Annotated in this window: 15 protein-coding genes; 7 read left to right on the top strand and 8 right to left on the bottom strand. The window is 58.5% G+C overall.

Annotated elements, in window-relative coordinates; genetic code table 11:
* Positions 1–28: 28 nt before the first annotated feature.
* The 4 genes from Q1A63_RS03785 to Q1A63_RS03770 are packed head-to-tail and all read left to right on the top strand — an operon-like array spanning position 29 to position 3,434.
* Positions 29–649: a sugar transferase gene (locus Q1A63_RS03785; RefSeq protein ID WP_299630706.1), complete on the top strand. Its 621-nt coding sequence runs from the start codon at positions 29–31 to the stop codon at positions 647–649.
* Positions 646–1,569: a formyltransferase family protein gene (locus tag Q1A63_RS03780; RefSeq protein WP_298969395.1), complete on the top strand. Its 924-nt coding sequence runs from the start codon at positions 646–648 to the stop codon at positions 1,567–1,569. The genes Q1A63_RS03785 and Q1A63_RS03780 overlap by 4 nt, the downstream gene beginning before the upstream one ends.
* Complete coding sequence (locus Q1A63_RS03775) at positions 1,559–2,257, top strand: PIG-L deacetylase family protein (RefSeq protein ID WP_298969394.1); 699 nt, start codon at positions 1,559–1,561, stop codon at positions 2,255–2,257. The genes Q1A63_RS03780 and Q1A63_RS03775 overlap by 11 nt, the downstream gene beginning before the upstream one ends.
* A gap of 13 nt (positions 2,258–2,270) precedes the next feature.
* Positions 2,271–3,434 (top strand): DegT/DnrJ/EryC1/StrS aminotransferase family protein, encoded by a 1,164-nt coding sequence (locus Q1A63_RS03770; RefSeq protein ID WP_298969393.1) that lies wholly within the window; start codon positions 2,271–2,273, stop codon positions 3,432–3,434.
* Positions 3,435–3,551: 117 nt separating this feature from the next.
* On the opposite strand, the gene Q1A63_RS03765 is transcribed toward Q1A63_RS03770, so the two are convergent.
* Genes Q1A63_RS03765 through Q1A63_RS03735 form a run of 7 tightly spaced genes read right to left on the bottom strand, consistent with a single transcriptional unit; the run spans position 3,552 to position 9,644 of the window.
* On the bottom strand, positions 3,552–4,814 hold the full coding sequence (locus Q1A63_RS03765; protein ID WP_298969392.1) for an ABC transporter substrate-binding protein: 1,263 nt from the start codon (positions 4,812–4,814) through the stop codon (positions 3,552–3,554).
* Between the two features lies 1 nt (position 4,815).
* On the bottom strand, positions 4,816–5,784 hold the full coding sequence (locus Q1A63_RS03760) for a branched-chain amino acid ABC transporter permease (RefSeq protein WP_298969391.1): 969 nt from the start codon (positions 5,782–5,784) through the stop codon (positions 4,816–4,818).
* Positions 5,781–6,695: a branched-chain amino acid ABC transporter permease gene (locus Q1A63_RS03755; protein WP_298969389.1), complete on the bottom strand. Its 915-nt coding sequence runs from the start codon at positions 6,693–6,695 to the stop codon at positions 5,781–5,783. The genes Q1A63_RS03760 and Q1A63_RS03755 overlap by 4 nt, the downstream gene beginning before the upstream one ends.
* Complete coding sequence (locus tag Q1A63_RS03750; RefSeq protein WP_298969387.1) at positions 6,692–7,423, bottom strand: ABC transporter ATP-binding protein; 732 nt, start codon at positions 7,421–7,423, stop codon at positions 6,692–6,694. Before Q1A63_RS03750 ends, Q1A63_RS03755 begins: the two co-directional genes overlap by 4 nt.
* Positions 7,416–8,189, bottom strand: coding sequence for an ABC transporter ATP-binding protein (locus tag Q1A63_RS03745; protein ID WP_299630701.1), 774 nt, complete (start codon positions 8,187–8,189; stop codon positions 7,416–7,418). The genes Q1A63_RS03750 and Q1A63_RS03745 overlap by 8 nt, the downstream gene beginning before the upstream one ends.
* Positions 8,182–9,264, bottom strand: a complete 1,083-nt coding sequence (locus tag Q1A63_RS03740) for an aldo/keto reductase (RefSeq protein WP_299630699.1) — start codon at positions 9,262–9,264, stop codon at positions 8,182–8,184. The genes Q1A63_RS03745 and Q1A63_RS03740 overlap by 8 nt, the downstream gene beginning before the upstream one ends.
* Positions 9,261–9,644, bottom strand: a complete 384-nt coding sequence (locus tag Q1A63_RS03735; RefSeq protein WP_299630697.1) for a TIGR04076 family protein — start codon at positions 9,642–9,644, stop codon at positions 9,261–9,263. The genes Q1A63_RS03740 and Q1A63_RS03735 overlap by 4 nt, the downstream gene beginning before the upstream one ends.
* 110 nt (positions 9,645–9,754) lie before the next feature.
* Between Q1A63_RS03735 and Q1A63_RS03730 the strand changes: the two genes are divergently transcribed.
* Both Q1A63_RS03730 and Q1A63_RS03725 read left to right on the top strand, forming a co-directional pair.
* On the top strand, positions 9,755–11,221 hold the full coding sequence (locus Q1A63_RS03730) for an aldo/keto reductase (RefSeq protein WP_298969380.1): 1,467 nt from the start codon (positions 9,755–9,757) through the stop codon (positions 11,219–11,221).
* A 241-nt stretch (positions 11,222–11,462) separates the two neighbouring features.
* On the top strand, positions 11,463–15,560 hold the full coding sequence (locus tag Q1A63_RS03725; RefSeq protein ID WP_298969379.1) for an AMP-binding protein: 4,098 nt from the start codon (positions 11,463–11,465) through the stop codon (positions 15,558–15,560).
* 145 nt (positions 15,561–15,705) lie between these two features.
* Here Q1A63_RS03725 and Q1A63_RS03720 read toward each other — a convergent pair whose 3' ends face one another.
* The gene (locus tag Q1A63_RS03720; protein ID WP_298969377.1) at positions 15,706–16,350 is read right to left on the bottom strand and encodes a DUF2268 domain-containing putative Zn-dependent protease; all 645 of its coding nucleotides are present in this window, start codon (positions 16,348–16,350) and stop codon (positions 15,706–15,708) included.
* A gap of 687 nt (positions 16,351–17,037) precedes the next feature.
* Here Q1A63_RS03720 and Q1A63_RS03715 point away from each other — a divergent pair.
* Positions 17,038–18,984, top strand: a complete 1,947-nt coding sequence (locus tag Q1A63_RS03715) for an EAL domain-containing protein (protein WP_366524264.1) — start codon at positions 17,038–17,040, stop codon at positions 18,982–18,984.
* The last annotated feature ends 1,114 nt before the right edge of the window (positions 18,985–20,098 follow it).

Genomic DNA, 20,098 nt, shown 5'->3' with positions numbered 1-20,098 from the left:
TTTTAGGGTAAAGTATTCACTGTGTGTTATGAATCGCCTGTTTGAAATCTTGATCTGCCTTTTCGTCGGCATTTTTGCGTTCCCAGTCCTCCTCCTTGCGTGCTGTTTGGTCTGGGTCGATCTCGGCCGTCCTATTCTGTTTTGGCAGACCAGATCGGGCAAATCCGGTAAAACCTTCGACATCGCCAAACTGAGGACGATGCGGGAAGAACGGGATGCGAGCGGCACATTGCTTCCAGACGCAGAACGACAGACACGGATAAGCGTGCTAGTCCGCAGGCTGCGTCTGGATGAAATCCCGCAACTCTGGCTCATCCTGCTCGGTCGCATGGCGCTTGTCGGGCCCAGACCGCTGCTGCCGGAAACCATCGATGAATTTGGCGAAACGGGACGTCTGCGTAGTGCTGTCAGACCCGGGTTGACAGGCTGGTCGCAAGTCAGCGGCAATACCACTCTGTCGAACGAAGAAAAGCTGCGGCTGGATCTGTGGTATGTGTCCCACCGGTCCACGGCACTGGATCTGCGCATTCTGTGGGAAACGCTTGGCGTCGCTCTTTTCGGCGAAAAACGTCGGCCAGAGCGTCTGGAGGACGCAACGCGCTGGCTTAATGCGCATCTGCCGAAAAACTCCGCCGGAGTATCCGCATGAGAACGGTATTTGTGGGTGCTGTGGAAGGATCACACGCGGCCTTGGAAAGCATGTGCGCCGCGGGACACATACCGGCGCTGATCGTCACCCTGCCCCCTGATCTGGCGCAACGCCATTCGGATTTTGCCGATCTGGACCCGGTGGCTGCCGCCCATGACATACCGGTGCTTTACGCGTCGCAGATCAACGCGCCGGAGGCGCTGGCGGCCATCAAGGGTGTCGAACCAGATCTGGCGTTGGTCATTGGCTGGTCGCAAATCTGCGGCCCGGACTTCAGGGCAATTCCGAAACTGGGATGCATCGGATTTCACCCCACCGCCCTGCCGAAACTTCGCGGGCGTGGCGTGCTCCCCTGGACCATCCTCCTTGGTGAACGGGATGTCGGCGCCAGCCTGTTCTGGCTGGGCGCGGGTGCCGATGATGGCCCCCTCGCTGCACAGGCCAGGTTTCAAATCGACCCCGACACGGTGACGGCGCGTGAACTCTATGACCGGGTGCTGGAGGCGCTTGCCGGAATGTTGCCACCACTGCTGACGTCCATTGCTGCGGGTGACATTCCCTCCACACCGCAACCAGACGACGGCATCAGCATCTGCGCCCGTCGCAGGCCCGAAGACGGGCGCATCGACTGGACCCGTCCGGCAGCGGAAATTCACCGCCTGATCCGGGCGGTGGGTCCCCCCTACCCCGGTGCGTTCACCTATGCAGGGGACGGCGCGCAGATCACGCTGACCGCTGTCCGGCACACACCTGAAGCGGGGCGGTTTATTGGCCTGCCCGGGCAAATTCAGGACATCAACGGACGATCCTTCACCGTGGCCTGTGGTGATGGGAAATGCCTCGATATTCTTGAGTGGTCCGGCTCTGACAAACCACCGCCCCTTCACAGCAAGCTGAAAGACTTTGGCCATGACCCATAACCCCAGCGACCTTGTGTCCTCGACGGGCCCTGTTCTGGTCATCGCACCGCATCCGGACGACGAGGTGCTGGGGGCGGGCGGCACAATTGCGCGCTTTGCCAGCGAAGGTCGGGAGGTTCATATCGGCATTGTCACCAGTGGTCAGCCGCCAAAATTCGATGCGGAACAGATCCGCACCGTAAAGGCCGAAGCTGCCGCGGCGCATGAGCTGCTGGGCGTGACAAAGACACATTGGCTGGATTTTCCCGCGGCCGCGCTGGCCGAAGAACCGCATGGCGCGCTCAATGCAGGCTTGGGGAAATTGGTGCGCGAGGTGGCGCCCGCGCTGATCCTAGCACCGCATCCAGGCGACATCCACCTCGACCATCAACTCAGTTTCCTGTCGACGCTGGTCGCCAGCAGGCCGCACCAAGCAGATTATCCGGCCACAATTCTGGCCTATGAAACCTTGTCGGAAACCAACTGGAACGCGCCCTATCTGACCCCCGCCTTTGTGCCGAATGTCTTCATCGATATCTCGGACACCGTGGACCAGAAAATCGCGGCATTTAGGAAATTTGCCAGCCAGGTCTTCCCCGCCCCGCACGAAAGATCGGTTGAAGCGCTGCGCGCGCTGGCCACGCTGCGGGGGGCTACCGTGCACAGACCTGCGGCAGAAGGATTTGTCCTCGTCAGAACCGTCGTCTGAAAAAGGAACTAGCATGAGCCAGTGGCCCGTTTACGATACCGAACAGATTGAAGCCGTCGCCGCCGTGCTGCGCTCCGGCAAGGTGAATGCCTGGACCGGCCCGGATGTCGGCGACTTTGAAAAAGCCTATTGTCACTACACAGGCGCCCGCCATTCCATCGCCATGGCCAACGGGTCAGTGACGCTGGATACGGCCCTGCATGTGCTTGATCTGCAACCGGGCGACGAGGTGATCGTCGCCCCCCGGAGCTTCATGGCCTCTGCCAGCTGCGTTCTGCTGGCCGGTGGCGTGCCAGTGTTTGCCGATGTCGACCCCGACACCGGGAACATCACGCCGGAAACCGTGGCCCCCCTGATCGGGCCCAAGACGCGCGGCATCTTGCCAGTACACCTCGCCGGGTGGCCCTGCGACATGGACGGTTTCATGGATCTGGCGCGGGCGAATAACCTGTGGGTCATCGAAGATTGCGCGCAAGCGCATGGGGCGCAGTTGGGTGATCGGCATGTCGGTACCATCGGCACTTTCGGGTCGTTCTCCTTTTGTCAGGACAAGATCATCAGCACAGGCGGCGAAGGCGGCATGCTGCTTTGCAATGACGATGATCTGTGGCGCCGCGCCTGGAGCCACAAGGATCACGGCAAGGGCCATGCCAATGTCTTTGACACCGATCACCCCCCGGGGTTTCGGTGGTTGCACAATGCCGGGCCGGGCACCAATCTCAGGATGGCCGGACCCGCCGCCGTCATCGGGCGCATACAGCTGTCGCATCTTGACGATTGGCGGGCGCACAGAGAGCGGAATGCCCGCATTCTCAGCGGCGCGCTTTCGGGGTGTGACGCCTTGCGCGTGCCGATGCCGCCCTCGGATATCACGCATGCCTGGTATCGGTTTTATGCCTTTGTGCGTCCCGAGGCGCTTGCCGCGGATTGGTCACGCGATCGGGTTCTGGCAGAGATATCAAAGGCGGGATTCCCGGCCTTTTCCGGCAGCTGCTCAGAGATTTACCGCGAAGAGACCTTCACTAGCCGGGGACTGGCGCCAGAGGCACCGCTGCCTGTCGCACAAGCGTTGGGAGAGACCAGCTTGGCGTTCCTTGTCGACACGACGTGGGACGCCGAACGCACCGCCAAACTGGCCGACACCGTACGGGACATTGCAAACCGCGCCCTGAGATAGCGGCGTCAGTCAATCATGTGCTCGGCGGATCGCGCCCGATGGAACGCTGATCTCCTTAAAACGAAAAGATCGACCCCCTTATCGTGGCGGCCGATCTTTCAAGTCTCCGGTTTTCGCCTAGTTGAGCGATGCGATGAATGCGTCGACCTCGTTCAGGGACAGGTATTCAACCTCTTGCGTACCTGCGTCCGTAAAGGACCAGACCACCGCAGGCGCTGACACGTCCCCATTGGCGTCAAAGCGGACGTCACCCGTGCCGCCCTGATACATCACCGTACCCCCGCCCGCGAGGACCTCCCTGGCCTGCTGGAAACCTGCCGTATCGGCGCTGACCGGCGTGCCATCCGCGTCGGTCACCTTCGCAATAGCGGCTGCAATGTCTGCGCCTGTGGCGTCTTTGCCCGCCGCTTCCATCGCCAGAAGTGCGATCATGGTCGCGTCATAGCTGTTGGCTAGGCCGGGACCGTTCGGCTCAGACCCGAAACGCTCCACATAAGCGGCGCGGAAGGCATCGGCGCTTTCCGAGCGGGGTGAGGCCGTGTCGGTGCCAACCGCTGCACCAAGATATTGCATGCCGACATTGTCGCGGAATTCATCCGATTTCAGCGAGTTGGCCAGGATCATGTTCTGGCTGCCCCCAAGCGAGATCCATTCCCGGACCGCTGCAGTGCCTTCGGCCGGGTAAAGTGCCAGGTAGAGCGCATCTGGCTGGCTGGTCAGCGCTTCCGTCACCTCGGCGCGGTAGGAGGGTTGGCCGTCATTCAGGGCAACCGATGCTGTGACCTCAACGCCGACGGCGGCAAAATTAGCTGCAATCAGCCGCGCCATATCCTGCCCCCAGTCGTCATTCTTGTAGAGGATTGCTACCGATCCATAGCCCTTGTCCTTGGCGACTTTCGCCCCGATTGCCGATTGCACACCCGTCGTGGCGAAGGTGCGGAACCAAAGACCACTTGTCTTGCCCTCTTCGGACAGTTTGGTGAAGGCGGTCGAGGAGGAGCAGCACGACATCTGCACCACGCCGCTTGGCACCGTCACGGAAGTGAGGATCGGCATCGACACGCCCGAAGAGACCGCGCCCAACAGCAGTTTCACCCCCTCCAGATCGACCAGCGCCTTGGCGGCATCGACGCCCACCTTCGGGTCCACCTGCGTATCCCGGAGCACCATCTCGATGGCGCAGCCTGCGGCACCCCCGGCGGCGTTCACCTGATCGACAGCAAATTGCGCCGTCTCCGCAATCGGGCGGCCCCAATCCACCGAGGTTGGCAGAACCGCACCGATCTTGGTGGTGCACTCCTGCGCGTGAACGGCACCCGCCAGCGCAGATAGCCCAAGGGCCAGGCCAACCGCGGCCCAGATAAGTTTCATGATGGACATGTTATTCTCCCTGTTTAGCCAAAGGGGTTGCTCCCCTCTGTGATACGACCAGCCGCTCCGGCAAAAGCCCCTGAGGCCGCCACATAAGCATGCCGACGATCACGACCCCGATCAACACAAACTGCATCGATCCGGTGTAGAGTTGCGCCTCAATCGGCGCGAAACGCGAAAGTGCCCAACCGGACGCCGTCCAGGCGCCCCAAATGAGGAAAGCGCCAAAGATCGCACCGCGATTGTTGCCCGCACCGCCCACGATCAGCATCGCCCAGATCTGAAAGGTGAGCGTGGGCAACACGTCTTGCGGGCTGACAAAAGCGTAGAATGTGCCGTAAAGCCCACCTGCGAGGCCGAGGATGACCGAACCGGTGACAAAGGCGGTCAGACGGATGCGTGCGGGGCTCTTGCCAAGCGATTGTGCGGCCTCTTCGTCTTCGCGGATGGCGCGGAGCAACCGCCCGAATGGCGAGGCCACAAGGCGTTCCAGAAACAGGTAAACCGCAATCAGCAGCAGCAGGACAACAATGAAAAAGAGCAGATTATAAAGGAACCCGTCCCCAAGGGCGGCGCGCAGGGGTCGCTCAAAACCGCGCACGCCTTTGGCACCGCCTGCCAGCCATTCCGCATTGCGCATCAGGTTTTCAAAGGCGACTGCGACACCGAAGGTGGCGATGGCGAGGTAGTCATGGCGGAGCCTGAGTGTCAGCAGCCCGACGACCCAGGCCATCAGCCCGGCCAGCGCCATGCCGCCCAGCAGGGCCGCCGGGTAGATCAGCCCGAAACCGCCCAGATGCCCGTCCTGCGGCGTGCCGCCCAGGATCAGCGTCCCGTAAGCGCCCGCCCCGAAGAAGGCGACGACACCGCCATTGAAGAGCCCGGTATTGCCCCATTGCAGGTTCAGCCCCAGCACCGCAATCGACAGAATCGCAGCGGTGGTGGCGAAGAACACCAGATAGGAAATCACACCAATCATGCCCGCGCCTCGCCAAAAAGCCCGTGCGGTCGGATCAGCAGAACAACCAGGATCAGCAGGAAGGGAACCGACGGCGTATAGCCCGACGGCAGGATCACCAGCGCCAGATTGCCCGCGATCCCGACGATGAAACCGCCCAGCACCGCGCCGTAAACGCTGCCGATACCGCCGACGATGGTGGCGGCGAAGATCGGCAGCACCAGATCGCGGCCCATGACCGGTATGATCTGGTGACTGAGCCCGTAAAAGACGCCCGCCACGGCGGCCAGCCCGCCGCCGATGAGCCAGACGGCCATGATCGTGCGGGCAAGGTTGACGCCATTGACCTGCGCCAGCGACGGGTTTTCCGCGACCGCCCGCAAGGCATAACCAAAGGTCGTGCGCGACAGGATGAGATGCAGGATCAGCATCAGCAAAAGTGCTGCCACCAGAACGAAAACCTGATCCGGTTTGACCAGGATCAGCGGGTCCCGACTGAGGATGGTCGCAAAGGCGATGTCCTTGGAATAGAGCTCTGGCGACAGACCAAAGATCAAGCCGATCACGTTGCGGATCACCAGCGCCATGCCGAAGCTGGCGAAGACCATGGAAAGCTCCTGCCCCTTTTCCCGGACACGTTTGAAGACCAGCCGGTCGATCAGCGCGGCCGAAAGGCCGGTCAGCACCATCGATATCAGGGTTGCCAGGATCAGCGCCCAGGTCAGCGACAAGGGCCCCAGTTTTGCCGCCAGGCCCGGAACCAAAGCGGTGACAAGCGCATCAAAAACCAGCGCACAATAGGCCCCGAGCGACAAAAGCTCCGCATGCGAGAAATTGGCGAAGCGCAGGATATGCATGACCAACGTCAGCCCGATGGCGCCAAGCGACAGATAGGACCCGGTGAGAATGCCGTCGATCAGATTCTGGATCATGCCGCCCCGACCCGTCGCCCGCCAAGATAGATCTCGCCCACCACCTTGTTGCCCAGCAGGTCCTGCGCCGCCCCGTCCAGTTGATTGCGCCCTTCCGCCAGGATGTAGCAATGATCAGCCAGACGCAGCGCCTGATTGACGTTCTGCTCCACCAGCAGGATGGACACGCCAGTGGCGGCCAGCGCTTGGGCGTGTTCCAACACCTCCTGAGTGGCTTTCGGCGACAGCCCTGCGGAGGGTTCATCCATCAGGATCACCCGCGGATCGGTCGCAAGCGCCATCGCGATGGCGAGGAACTGACGCTGCCCGCCTGACAGGGTGCCTGCCTTGTCACGGTGTTTCTCGGCAAGCGCTGGAAATTGTTGGAAGAGACGCGCCAACCGCGCGCCTGCGTCGCCGCCAGCCCGGCGCAGCGCCAGATCGAGATTCTGGCGGATCGTCAGACTGCGAAAGATGTTGTCAGTCTGGGGGACATAGGCGATGCCCTGGGCGGTCAGTTGATCGGGACGGATGTTCGTGATGTCGTCCCCTTCAAACGCAACCCGGCCTGCACTGACCGGGATCAGCCCGGCAATCGCCTTGATCAACGTCGATTTGCCTGCACCGTTCGGGCCGATGATCAGCGTGATCTGACTCGCGCGCGCGGTGATCGAAACCTCTCGCAAAATGGGCAGGTCAGGCACATAGCCCGCCGTGATGTCAGAAGCGGTCAGCACCGGATCAGGCATCAACTGATGTCCCGAGATAGGCGTCCAGCAATACCGGATCGGCGAGCGCCTGCTCTGCGCTGCCCTGAAAAACCACGCGCCCTTCGGCCAGCGCGATCACTGGATCGCAATGGCGCATCACAAAATCCATATCATGCTCGATGATTACGAAGGTTTTGCCCTGACGGTTCAGTTCCTCGATTTTTCCGATCAGCGTTTCGGTCAGGACCGGGTTCACCCCGGCAGCCGGCTCATCCAGCAGGATCAGGTCAGGATCGCCCATCAGGACGCGCGCCAGCTCCAGAAGCTTCATCTGACCGCCCGATATCTTGCCCGCCGGATGGTCCGCCGAAGCACCCAGCGTCACGAAATCCAACACCTCCATGGCCCGTTTTCGGATGCGCGTTTCCTGTTCCTGCATGCGCTTGCGGAACATAAACGGTCCTGACACCGTCTCGCCGATTTGCTCTGTCGGGGCCAGCATGACATTTTCCAGAACACTCATCCGTGCAAAGGGGCGGGGGATCTGAAACGTCCGGCCCAATCCCAGCGCGAAAAGTTTGGAAGGGGACAGGCCTGTGATGTCCCGCCCCTCCAGATGCACGGCCCCGCCGTCGGGGTGCAATGCCCCCGTCAGCAGGTTGAAGAATGTCGACTTACCCGCGCCATTTGGGCCAATCAGGCCGGTAATGGACCCCCGGGCAATCTGCAACGATACGGCATCCACCGCTTTGAGCGGCCCAAAGCTGCGGCTCAGGCCCTGCGTCGTCAGGATCGCTTCAGCCACCCGTTGCCCCCAACACCTGATCATCGGGGCGTGTATTGAGATTGTATTTCATGATCCGACCGTGCCGCCCGTTACGGTCCCGCTCCAAGGCGAAAACCGGACCGGCGGGCCCCGGTGCCGCCTCCAGAACTGACCCGATGGCGGCCTGGTCATCCGCATCCAGCGCGAAGCTGAACACCTCAAGCGTCTGCGGCAGATGGCGTGCGTAGCGCGCACCGACAATGGCGGCAGCGACCTGCGGTTGGTCCAGCACCCAGCGCGTGGCGACCGAGGATAAAGAGACCCCGTGTTTCGCCCCAATCGATTGCAACACGCCAAGCAGTTGTTGAAAACGCTCCCAGGGCCCGAATTCATCGATGATCAGGCGATATTTGACGAGGCTGCGGTTTGCAAAGGAAAACCCCGGGTCGGACTGACCCAGCCACTTTTCCGTCAGGAATCCCCCCGCCAGCGTGCCGTAGCACAGCAATTGCATGTCACTTGTGGCGGTCCATTGTGCCAACCCGCACGCCGCACGCCGGTCCAGCAGAGAATATTGCACCTGGGTTGAGACCAGATCGAACCCGGCATCGATAAAGGGCTGGGTTTCCGCCACATCCCAGTTGGTTGTGCCGAGATAGGCGATTTTACCCTTTTCCTGGCATCTTTTCAGAACGTCGAGCCCGGCCTGCGGATCACCCATCGACAGATCCCACCAATAGAATTGTACCAGATGCAGGCGATCGATTTGCAACCGTTTCAGCGAGCGATCGATGATCGCTTCGACATCTTCGGGCTTGATATTGGCCAGCAGCCCAAGATCCGGGACCAGCTTTGTGTGCACGTGCACCCGGTTTGCCACCTCCGCGCCGCGCCGCAGCCGCACTTCTGCGATGAAATCGCCGATCATTTCCTCGACGCCGGTGTATATGTCGGCACAATCGAAGCTGGTGATCCCCGCATCCAGAAAGGCTTCCATGTCGCGCACGGCATCCTTGCGGTCGACCGCGCCGTGGTCACCAGCCAGCTGCCAGCCGCCCTTGATCACGCGGGAAATGTCGTAGCCCGGGCGCAGAGTTGCGGTCTCAGGGATCATTCGCGACCACCTTCCTGCCAGTAGGGCGTGCCGCGTTCAGCAGGCAACCCCGTCGTGGCCGCATGCGTGAACCAGCGCCGTTCCTTCAGCCGCGTGATCCGAAACCGCCCGCCGCAATGCGGATCAGGACAGGCGACCTCGGCATCGGTGCTGACCCAATCTTCCGGGTCGGTATCGCGCTGTTTCACCGGCAACAAGGGCAGCAAACCCGCCAGCGCATACATCGACACCCGCGCCCCCGGCTCGAACACTAGCGTTTCGCCTTCAACCCGGAAACTGTCGCCTTCGATGTGGCGGCACACCGGCGTGCGCCCGTCCAGAACCGTCTCGACCTTCAGATCGTAAAGCCAGAAGCCCCGATCACCTTCCCTGGTTCCCATTGCGTCCCTTCCGCTGGACGGATGCCGCCGCCCTTAGTATCTGGGACATGTTAACGGAAGTGGCGCGGCTCTCAAGGACCAATCGCCCGGACAAAAGGATGCGCCCTGACATGACCTACTCGACACGACCGGATCGTTTGCGTCTCTCTGATCATCTGGAGATCTCCCGTGTCCTGACCGGCCTGTGGCAGGTTGCGGATATTGAGAAAGGCGGCGCCACCATCGACCCTGAGACCGGGGCGGCGTGGCTGGCCGCCTATGCCGATCAGGGCTTCGACACCTTTGATATGGCGGACCACTATGGCAGCGCGGAGATCATTACGGGCCATCTGCTGGCCCGATCCGACACGCCCCGCCCGCTTGCTTTCACCAAATGGTGCCCTGCGCCCGGTCCGATGACGCGTAATGTGGTGCACGCAGGCGTCGAGGCGCGGCTGGAGCGTCTTGGGGTGGACCGTATCGATCTGCTGCAATTTCACTGGTGGGGCTTTCAGCATCCAGCCTGGCTCGATGCGCTGCATGAATTGACGCAACTGCGCGCCGAGGGCCTGATTGCCGAGCTCGGAGTGACCAACTTTGATGCAGCCCATCTGGATCTGGCATTGGCCGACGGCGTGCCGCTCTTGACCAATCAGGTCTCATTTTCGCTGGTCGACCGGCGTGCTGCGGGGGCGCTTTCCGATCTGTGCCATCGCAGAGGGACAAAGCTTCTGGCCTATGGCACCCTCTGCGGTGGATTTTTATCCGAACGCTGGCTGGGACAGCCCGAGCCCGAGGACATCAACGACTGGTCGAAGATGAAATATAAACGTTTCATTGAGGTGACCGGCGGGTGGCAAGCGTTTCAGGGCATCCTTGCTGCCGCCGATAAAATTGCCCGAAAGCATGAAGTGTCAATTGCGAACGTCGCGACCCGCTGGGTGCTAGAGCATTCCGCCGTTGCCGGTGTCATTGTTGGCGCAAGACTGGGCGAGCGGATGCATGTCGGGGACAATCTGCGGCTCTTCTCATTTCAGCTCGACACGGAAGATCACGGGCGCCTTGAGGAGGCTTTTTCAACCACCCGCCCGGTGCCCGGCGATTGCGGCGACGAATACCGGCGTCCGCCCTTCCTGACAGCCTCCGGCGATCTCAGCCATCACCTGGATACGATGCCGTTGCCCTTCACCGCCAAAGATGTGGCGGGCAGAGACGATCAGCAACGCGTCCTGAGCGGGTCAAAGTGGGAAGATATCGCCGGCTACACCCGCGCCCAGCGCATCGACGATCGCATTCTCGTTTCGGGCACGACAGCGACAGCGGGGGCAGATCGCATTGTCGCTGAGGCGGACGCGGGGGCGCAGACGATCTTTGTCATCGACAAGATCCTTGCGGCGCTGGAAGCGCTGGGCGCCTGCGCCGAAGACGTCATACGCACCCGGATTTACATCGTCGATGAGGCGGATGTTGAGGCGATCTCACGGGCGCATGGGCGCGTCTTTGGCGAGATCAAGCCCGCGAACACCCTGGTCGTCGTTGCCGGGTTGATTGGCGGGTACCGCGTGGAAATAGAAGCAGAGGCCGTGCTGCGCCGATAACCGATCAAGTCACGCGCATCTGACGCGGGATCGAAGGCCGACGATCTGACGCCATCGCGGTCCTGATCAACAATTTTCGCGCTGATTCCGCGTATTTCTCACGCCAGAGTTGAAATTAAACCATATTCGATGACACGCCCTAGATTTTTGGGATATTGCTACATAAGTCCCTCAGAATTGACATATTTTTCTTCTTTTCTCGATACGCTGATTTTTTTCGTAACTCATAAGGCATGGTCACATGCGACAGTATTTAGTTTCCGATGGCACGTCACTGCGCGTGGAAAGCGCGACAGAGGTTCGCGTTCCAGCAAGCGACAATCAGAGCCGATATGTAAAAGCCGAACTCGCGGGCGCAGGGTCATATATGATCCCGCTGGGTCATCTGGTTGAGGGACCATTTGACAGAAATGCCTTTTCAGCGGCGGCCAAAAACCTGGTGCAACGCCACGAGTCCTTACGGACACGATTTGAAATTTCCGGCGGCCATGTCAGCGCCGTGGTCTCACAAATACCCAGCCTTCAGCTTCACCATTGCGACATGGCCGATCAGAGCTTGTCTGCCTTTCGGAGCTGGGCCTTGCCTCTTGTGTTTGACGATGTTGATCCCCTTAAAAGCGGCTCTTTGATCCGGTTTCTTGTGGCGGATCTAGGGGAACGCTGGCGCTTTACAATTGCGGCGCACCATGCGGTCACGGATGGTTTTTCCCGAGGCGTCATGACCAAGGAATTGCTGAAGCTCTACGCAGGGGAGACATTGCCGCCCGCCAGGTCCTACTACGAATTTGCCGCAACGGGGATGGACGATGCCCGCGCGCCAACCGACGTAAAGGATCTGGTGCGCTCCTTGCCAAAACCGGTGCGGCTGGTGGGTGACGGCGTCCATGACGAAGAGGCTGCTGCGGCAGGCCGTTACGTCGAACGTAGTTTCGAGGATGTGCAAAAACCCATTCGCGCACTGGGCAAATCAATCGGTGCCACGCAGTTCGGCGTGCTTGCAGCCGCCTACGCCCTCGGTTTGCACGGCTATTCCGGAGAAGAAGCGGTCTCAAGCTTTTTCCAGACCGAAGGACGCAAGGCGCTCGGCGCCCCAAATTCGGTCATTGGCCCGTTTTCCAACACCTTGCCCCTGAACCTCAGCGTGGATCTCGATCAGGAATTTGCCGCTTTTTCGACTGCGGTATCGGCGCAGACGCGCGACACTGTTGCTCTGGAAAATGAGCCGGTTCTGGACCTTGTGATCTCCGAGCAAAAGGCACCCAGTGTTTCCATCAATATGTTCCCGCCCGCAGCCCGGATCACGGCAGGTGAGCTTGACGTCGGACCGCGCGAGTTTCTTGACAGGCGGACGGAATATGATCTGAACCTCATATGGTCGACGGACCGGAGCGTTCTGAAGGCGCGGGCATTTTACAACGCCGCACAACTGTCAGAGACACGCGCGGAACTCTTCCTTGATCTGCAAGGCAGGATCCTTGAGGCCGCCCTTGAAAACCCACACCAAACCTGCCGGGAGATACTCAAGCGTGCGCGCAAGGGCCGTGAGGTCGTCGTGCCGCAATCCACGCTGGAGCCTGAACCGACCCGGCGGATTCACGAAGCTTTTTTTGAGTGGGCGGACCGGCAACCTGATGCTGCAGCCATCATCACCTCAAAAGAGACGCTCACCTACCGCGCTCTCGCCCACCGCGCGGGGTCCATAACCGGTGGATTGCACGCCGCTGGGGTCACGCCCAGGGACCGGGTTGTCATTTTTGCGCAACGCAATTCTGATCTGGTTGCATCCGTTTTGGGGGTATCCGCCAGCGGCGCCTCCTTTGCGCTGGTCGATGCGACCTATCCCGTGTCGCGGATCGAAAGGATGCTGGATCAGCTCGGAACACGCTATGTCATTGAGGCAGGTGTCGATCTGCCCGCTGAGATCGCCGGGCAAGTGACGCGCATCACACCGATGCGCGAAACGGATCGGCTCCCCAACATCGTGAACGGCGCGCCACGGGATGCGGCCTATCACCTCTTTACCTCGGGCACGACCGGCCAGCCAAAGCTGACGACCCATCCCGACAAGACCTTACAACGGTTCATCTCATGGCAGTCGCGCACACTTGCGCTGCCAGGCCGCATCACAACAACCATGATGGCCGGGCTCTCGCATGATCCAACGCCGCGCGACATCTTTTTGCCTTTGTCCCATGGCGGCACAATCGCCATCCCAAGTCCGTGCGAGATGATGGACCCCAAACGCCTCCGTGCCCTGATCGCGAAAACGCACTGCAATGTGTTGCGCCTGAGTCCGACATCGGCGCGCCTTTTGACAACGGATATGGCGTCAGAGGACGGGTTCGATGGCCTGAAAGCGATTTTTTGGGGCGGTGAAAGGCTGCCGCCACGGGTGGTCGAGCAGTGGCACGATCTGGTGCCGGGCGTGCGCCAGTTCAACGTTTTTGGCACGACAGAAACGCCCCAGGCCTTTGTGATCAATGAAATCGAGGAAGGGGCGGCACGCACCCGCGACATTGCCATCGGCCGCACCCTGCCCTGGACCGGTGTCCGACTGGTCGCCGACGACGGCTCCCCGGTTTCGGTCGGGGAAGTGGGTGAGATTGTCGCCGATCTGGCGGATCCCGTGGCGGGGGTCAATCAACGGATCCCGCCCGAAACCGGCGCGGCCTGCCGACATTTCACCGGCGACATCGGGTACCAGATGCCGGATGGGCTGATTTACTTTGCTGGACGCCGGGACGGGCAGATCAAGATCAACGGCTTCCGCGTGGAATTGGGCGAGGTCGAAACCACCACCGAAGCGGTGCCGGGCGTCGAGCGGGCCTGCGCGCTTATCTCAGACGACCGGCTGCTGCTGTTTGCGCTGTCAGAGGTCGCAGAGGTCACGGAAAAGAAAATCCGGGCGGCGCTGTTCAGCAATCTGCCGACCTACATGATGCCGGCCCGGATCGTGGTCATGGATCACTTTCCGTTCACTCCGAACGGCAAGATCGACAAGGATGCCCTTGCGGAGTTGGCGCAGGACATCGAAACATCCGATGCCGCTGCGCCATCCGATGCGCCAGAAGGGTCTGCCGAGACATCGATTGCCGAGATACTCGTCAAACACTCCGGTCGCGCGTTTGCCACGCGGGATCAGTCCCTCTTTGATCTGGGCGCCGATAGCCTGTCAACAATCGAAACCCGCCTTGATCTTGAGGCGCTTGGTCTGAACCTGCCTACCAACTGGCCGTGGATGACCATTACCGAATTGGCCGCGCTCGCCCCCTCAACGTCAACAGAAACTCCGGCGGCGACGCCGCGTTTTGAGATCAGTAGGGTCGAAACCTTCGTGCTGCTCAGGTGTCTCGCCATCGTTGAGATCGTGGCCTTTCATGCAGGTTTCAAGCTGACAGGCGGGATGTCGATTGTGCTCTTCGTACTCGCCGGGTTTTCGTTTGGGCACCTGCAACTGCCTGCCGTGCTAAAAGACGGCCACGCCCGGCGTGTTTGGGCTTTGCTGGGGCGGCTTCTTGTGCCCTTAGTGCCAGTTTCGCTGCTGTATTTCAGCTGGCATTTCTATATCGGCAACAACGTCGAGCTATCCTCCCTGCTGTTTTATCGAAACCTGGTCAATTTCTTTGATGTTGTTTTCCTGGGCCAGAGGTGGATCCCCTATCGTCTGGAATGGCTATGGTTTTTGCATGTCTATTTGCAGATGTTCCTGGCCATCGGGGTGTTGCTCTGTTTTCCCGGTATACGGCGGCAGCTATCGGCAAACCCATGGCGTAGCCTGGCCATTTTCTTTGTGCTGACCGAGGTGGTGGCGATCGGCACAATTCTGGTCGCAGCGCTTCATCACGGAGAGATATTGGCCAGCGCGCGCCTGCTCTTCAGATCGCCAACGACGCTGCTGCCGTTTCTCGCCCTCGGTGCGCTGGTCGCAGCAGCAGATACCTTCCGCCGCCAGGTGATCAGCTTCGGGTTTGTCCTATGCCATCTCGCGCTCACGCATTCTCTGCTGACCAATCACTCGGAACTCTGGTGGATCCTGGCCCTGTTTCTGTGCACGGTTTTTCCCTATGTCCCACTGCCACGTCTGCTGGCAAAAATTGTGGTCACCGTGGCTGCCTTTTCGCTGATGATCTATTTGACCCATTCTGCCGCTGACTTTGTTTTCAGCAGTCTGGCAGGTGATTCCACGGCTGCAAAACTGGCAAATATCGTATTCCAGATCTGCTGCGGCGTGGCGCTTGGCATGCTGATGCGCCCGCTAAACGATTGGCTTGGCATCAACCGCCCCGCCGATACAAAACCCACGGCAGAGCGCGGAACTTCAACAGGTGATCGCGTGTAGAAACGGCGCAAAGCTGCGATCAAACGTACATAGAGACTACTCGGCGCAACATTCATGCCGAAAGGATGCATTTTGAAAGACGGCACCTCATCGCAAGTCATATCGGCTCCCCTTCGAAGCGTCGCAGGGGAGCTGGTTTCCAAATTCACCTCAGAAATCGCGCAAACTCTGACGCTGGAGTCGTTGCGTTATGGAGCGCCGTCGTATCCGATTGTTCAGCAAGGTATTTTGCGACCATTTCAAACCCCACGGTGTAGCCCGCCCATCGCGAAAGCTTGCCGCGGCCAAAAAACCATTTTGAGTGGTCATAGGGCTTCGCGTCGAATTCTTGCGCGGCGAGGCTTTGCGCCTCCAGCAATTCAGCGCCATCAATAGCGTTTTCCCAAGGCTCAGCCGGACAGGTCATCATCTCATGCACAAAGTGTTGTGCGAGCCCTTCGGAAACGAGTGCTTCGCCAAGTGTTTGCCCATATCCGGGACCATCCCATCTCAATACATGATGAAACTCGTGATAAATCGTGCGCAGCATTGCCTGATGGAGTTCTTCGCCGCTGAACCCAGCCGACATATCAATCACGATGTCAATTCGGCCCGGACCATATGCCGACCCGCTCACGCGAAGTGCCTTGGGCATCGGCCAATTCGTGCCCCGAACCGTGAGGTCGAGAGCAACGGGGTCGTGAACATTTATGCAGCCGTTCTGAGCGTCTGAAACTGCAGAGGTGAGCGTTTCGAGCAACTCGGTCAGCTGGTTGCGGGCGTTCATGATGTGAATATGCCAAGCACTCATGCTGAGAAGGTATCAGAAGCACTGTGCGGTTGGTAGATGGGAGCTTGCTCCCCGCACGCGACCATTCTTGGAAGTCATCGCGTATGATTGCGATGATTGGGGCGCCCTGTGTGATGCGGCACGATCAGAATGACACGTCCGCGCCTCGAACGCGACTTTCCACTGCCCTACCAGGATTCTGAGCGCGGGGGTTGGACCGAACGAAGGAAGCGGTCGAGAGCGTGAAGTTACTCGTCAGATAGGACCCACAGCTTACACTCCTGGCGCTTATTTATTTTGTAAGAAATCCAATGGTCGAAACGCGGCCATCTCCCCACAAGCTTCAATTCATGACACGCTACATGATCAAAAACCTTTTGAGCATAAGCGCCGAAAACCAAAATGGGCAGGACGACTAAAATTCTATAATATTCATATCCTTAAGAAGCAAAGCCGGCCCCAGTTCAGATCGTGGGATCGCTCTAATTTCCTGAAAAATTGCGCGAATAAGAGGCAGATACTCAAGGCAAACGGGACGCATCATTAACGACTGTCGTGATATCCCGCGAATAGAATGGCCCAAGGACGACTAATCAATTGTATCGCGTAATAGAGTGTTTGTCTCAAGAACATGACCATTGGCTTGTCGCAGTGGCTGCGATCGTGTGCGTTATTGGATCGTGTATCTCTGTCCTTGTTTCAAGGCGATTGTTCTCTGCAACCGGATTGCGCAGACGGATACAGCTGTTTCTCAGCAGCCTCATCAGCGGCGCAACGGTTTGGTCGACGCATTTCATTGCGATGCTGGCGTATGAGCCCGGTTTCGAACATGGATATGAACCGGTTCTGACAGGTGTCTCACTGGGCGTTGCCGTTTTCGGAATGCTCGCAGCCAACGCGCTGCTGGCCTACGGAGACGGAAAATTTCATTTTATCGCGGCAGGGGCAGGCTTCGGTCTCTCAGTCTCAATGATGCATTACATCGGAATGTCGGCGTACCTCTTGCCTGGTGAGATCCGTTGGGACCCATCGATGGTATTGATGTCGCTGCTCCTGGGCTGCCTTCTCGGGGCTGCTGCCTATCATAGAATTGCCTACCCAATCACACGGTATTGCTGGCTCGGCGGTGCCGTTCTGATGGTCTTGGCCATCTGTTCGATGCACTTCACCGGGATGGCAGCATTTTCCGTGGAGTTGAGCCCCTACTATGAAGTCCCGCAACAGTTCATGCCGGACGCAACGCTTGGTCTGCTCATATTCGCTGTGACGATTTTGATTTTGGTTGTGGGTTTTGCTGCGCTGAGCATCGAGACCAACCTCGAACGAGAAGCCTTGGAGAAATTGGAGTATACGGCGACGCATGATCATCTGACCAAGCTACCGAACAGGTTGCAGCTCAGCCGGAAAATGGACGAGTGCAAGGAGTTGATGTCGCGAGATGAAAACCTAAAGGTTGCAGTTCTGACGATCGACCTCGACCTATTCAAGGAAGTGAATGATCTTCGCGGGCATGCCGTGGGAGATCGCTTTCTAAAGGAAATTTCAAACCGACTAAAAACCGCATGCCAAGAACATGAATTTGTTGCGCGCACGGGAGGGGATGAATTCGTTGCCCTGAAAGTGGGCTTTCAATCGATAGAGGAAGTCGTTTCATTCGCGGAAAGGTTGCATGCGCTGACGTCAGAACCTGTTGATACCGAAGAATACTCGCTATCCATAGGGTCCTCCATCGGGATTGCGACCAGCATAAGTGATGGCTCTGATCTTGACGATCTACAGCACAACTCCGACCTGGCGATGTACCGTGCCAAGCTGCAAACGGAGGCCAATATTTGCATCTACGACGCGGAAATGGACAGGCAAAGCAGGGATCGGCTGCTTTTGATAAATGACCTCAGGCAAGTGACATCCAGCAGTCAGCTTGAGCTTGCATTTCAACTTCAGAACGATCTGAAAACGCTGGAACCAATCGGTTTTGAGGTTTTATTGCGGTGGAACCATCCAACGCGCGGCATGGTCTCGCCTGCTGAGTTTATTCCAATTGCCGAAGAAACCGGTTTGATCCGAGAGATTGGTATATGGGTCTTGCGTGCCGCATGTTTTGAAGCCGCAAAATGGGCAAAGCCGTTGAGCGTAGCGGTCAATGTAGCGCCTCAACAGCTCGCTCAGCCCTCGTTTATTGAGGAGCTGTCCGATATTTTGATCGAAAGCAGACTGCCGCCTGGACGCCTGGAATTAGAGGTTACGGAGTCCAGTATTATCGACGACCAGGCCTATACGCTCAAGGTAATGCACAAAATCAAGGCGATGGGCGTGCGGATTGCAATGGATGATTTTGGGACCGGGTATTCGTCCTTGGCTGCGCTGCAAGCTTTCCCGTTTGACAAGATTAAGATCGACCGAAGCTTTATCCAGGACGTGAACCAGGATCGATATCGTACGGCAATTGTCCGATCAACGCTACTTCTTGGCGAAGCCTTGGGTATCCCTGTTCTTGCGGAAGGCGTTGAAAATGAGCAGGAACTCTCCTTTCTGCAAGCGGAGAACTGTGATTTTGTGCAAGGCTTTTTGTTCGGCAAGCCGATGAACCTGCAGGACGTTCAAGAGTTTGTCAGCCCTGACCCAGCGGTCCGCGCGATCCAAGCGCAATCATGAAGCACAAGTTTGATAGGTTCTGACAAAGCAAACAATGTTTAGGAATAGACACAGATCACTTTTTAGCACGCCAAAACATAGCTTTAGCGATTCGCATTAAGCCTTGGAAGGCAAGGTTCGAGTCGAAAGCTGCCCTCCATAAGGGAATCCAATACAGAGCTACGCAACTTCAAAGAGAACGCTTTTCACTTCCCAATCAAGAGGGCATTCATCCATCAATGTGATCGCTCACTAAAGTACTGAAAAATAACACATAAGTTTGCACGCGGACGCAGATTGCAGAAATACGCCAATAAACCACTTCCCTCGTCGAACATCCTACATATAGTTTATGGCAAAGATTTCGTCCCCGGCCGCGCTTGGCCAAAGTGAGATTTCCTTTACCCAAGCGAGTCTGGCGAAGTGGTCGCTGGAGCCTGCTTGGACGCGTGGAGCCGAAATCATTAAACACTTTTGAATAACGATAGGATGGTGAGCCCAAAATTTGAAGATCAAAGCGCTTTTGGACATATTTTGCACGAATGAGAAAGACAAAGCACAAACGAGTAATTTCTGCGCAGGTATCAGCAGTTTCCGATTTTTCGATGTAGGCGCATATCATTTGTATAGTGTTGGCAACCCGAATAGGGGGCTAGTATTTTGTTTATAGGGTATTTGGATATGAGTAATTGTAGTGACGCGACAACCAGCTGCCATCTGGTCAGGGCAAAAGCAGCATACGGATCGGTGTTCACTTGACCCTTGCAACCCGCTTTTTGCGCGCTCTCTGCGCCGATTATCCTTTGGCTATTTCTAACACCGTCGCGACTGGGTCTGTTTCAAGTCCGAGCGGTGACGACATGCGATGCCACTCATCGCGCGTGCAAGTAAAGCTTCAGATTCAGGTGAACAAGGCTACAGAAGTCCCGAAATGACGTTCCAAATCGCCAACCTAGACTACACCATTTCGGCACCGGACAAGAACTTTGCCGGCCGTTTCGAGCTTTTTAGCCGATACGAGGACTGTCCTTTCCCGTCGCACGAACTACCAGGGTCGCGTAGGGGCGGGCCGTCATTCTCACGGACGCTGCGGGAGAGCATATCGTTCGCGCGCGCCAAGCTGCAAAATTCCTTT

Origin of the sequence: uncultured Roseobacter sp. (assembly GCF_947499265.1) — a bacterium.
Taxonomy (GTDB): Bacteria; Pseudomonadota; Alphaproteobacteria; order Rhodobacterales; family Rhodobacteraceae; genus Roseobacter.
Note: the sequence above shows the minus strand (reverse complement) of the source record. Positions and strands in the feature narration are given on the sequence as shown.

Excerpts from the sequence above, each read along its gene's own strand:
- Q1A63_RS03785 (WP_299630706.1), top strand. The coding sequence starts at position 29 with ATGAATCGCCTGTTTGAAATCTTGATCTGCCTTTTCGTCGGCATTTTT.
- Q1A63_RS03780 (WP_298969395.1), top strand. The coding sequence starts at position 646 with ATGAGAACGGTATTTGTGGGTGCTGTGGAAGGATCACACGCGGCCTTG.
- Q1A63_RS03775 (WP_298969394.1), top strand. The coding sequence starts at position 1,559 with ATGACCCATAACCCCAGCGACCTTGTGTCCTCGACGGGCCCTGTTCTG.
- Q1A63_RS03770 (WP_298969393.1), top strand. The coding sequence starts at position 2,271 with ATGAGCCAGTGGCCCGTTTACGATACCGAACAGATTGAAGCCGTCGCC.
- Q1A63_RS03765 (WP_298969392.1), bottom strand. The coding sequence starts at position 4,814 with ATGTCCATCATGAAACTTATCTGGGCCGCGGTTGGCCTGGCCCTTGGG.
- Q1A63_RS03760 (WP_298969391.1), bottom strand. The coding sequence starts at position 5,784 with ATGATTGGTGTGATTTCCTATCTGGTGTTCTTCGCCACCACCGCTGCG.
- Q1A63_RS03755 (WP_298969389.1), bottom strand. The coding sequence starts at position 6,695 with ATGATCCAGAATCTGATCGACGGCATTCTCACCGGGTCCTATCTGTCG.
- Q1A63_RS03750 (WP_298969387.1), bottom strand. The coding sequence starts at position 7,423 with ATGCCTGATCCGGTGCTGACCGCTTCTGACATCACGGCGGGCTATGTG.
- Q1A63_RS03740 (WP_299630699.1), bottom strand. The coding sequence starts at position 9,264 with ATGATCCCTGAGACCGCAACTCTGCGCCCGGGCTACGACATTTCCCGC.
- Q1A63_RS03735 (WP_299630697.1), bottom strand. The coding sequence starts at position 9,644 with ATGGGAACCAGGGAAGGTGATCGGGGCTTCTGGCTTTACGATCTGAAG.
- Q1A63_RS03730 (WP_298969380.1), top strand. The coding sequence starts at position 9,755 with ATGACCTACTCGACACGACCGGATCGTTTGCGTCTCTCTGATCATCTG.
- Q1A63_RS03725 (WP_298969379.1), top strand. The coding sequence starts at position 11,463 with ATGCGACAGTATTTAGTTTCCGATGGCACGTCACTGCGCGTGGAAAGC.
- Q1A63_RS03720 (WP_298969377.1), bottom strand. The coding sequence starts at position 16,350 with ATGAGTGCTTGGCATATTCACATCATGAACGCCCGCAACCAGCTGACC.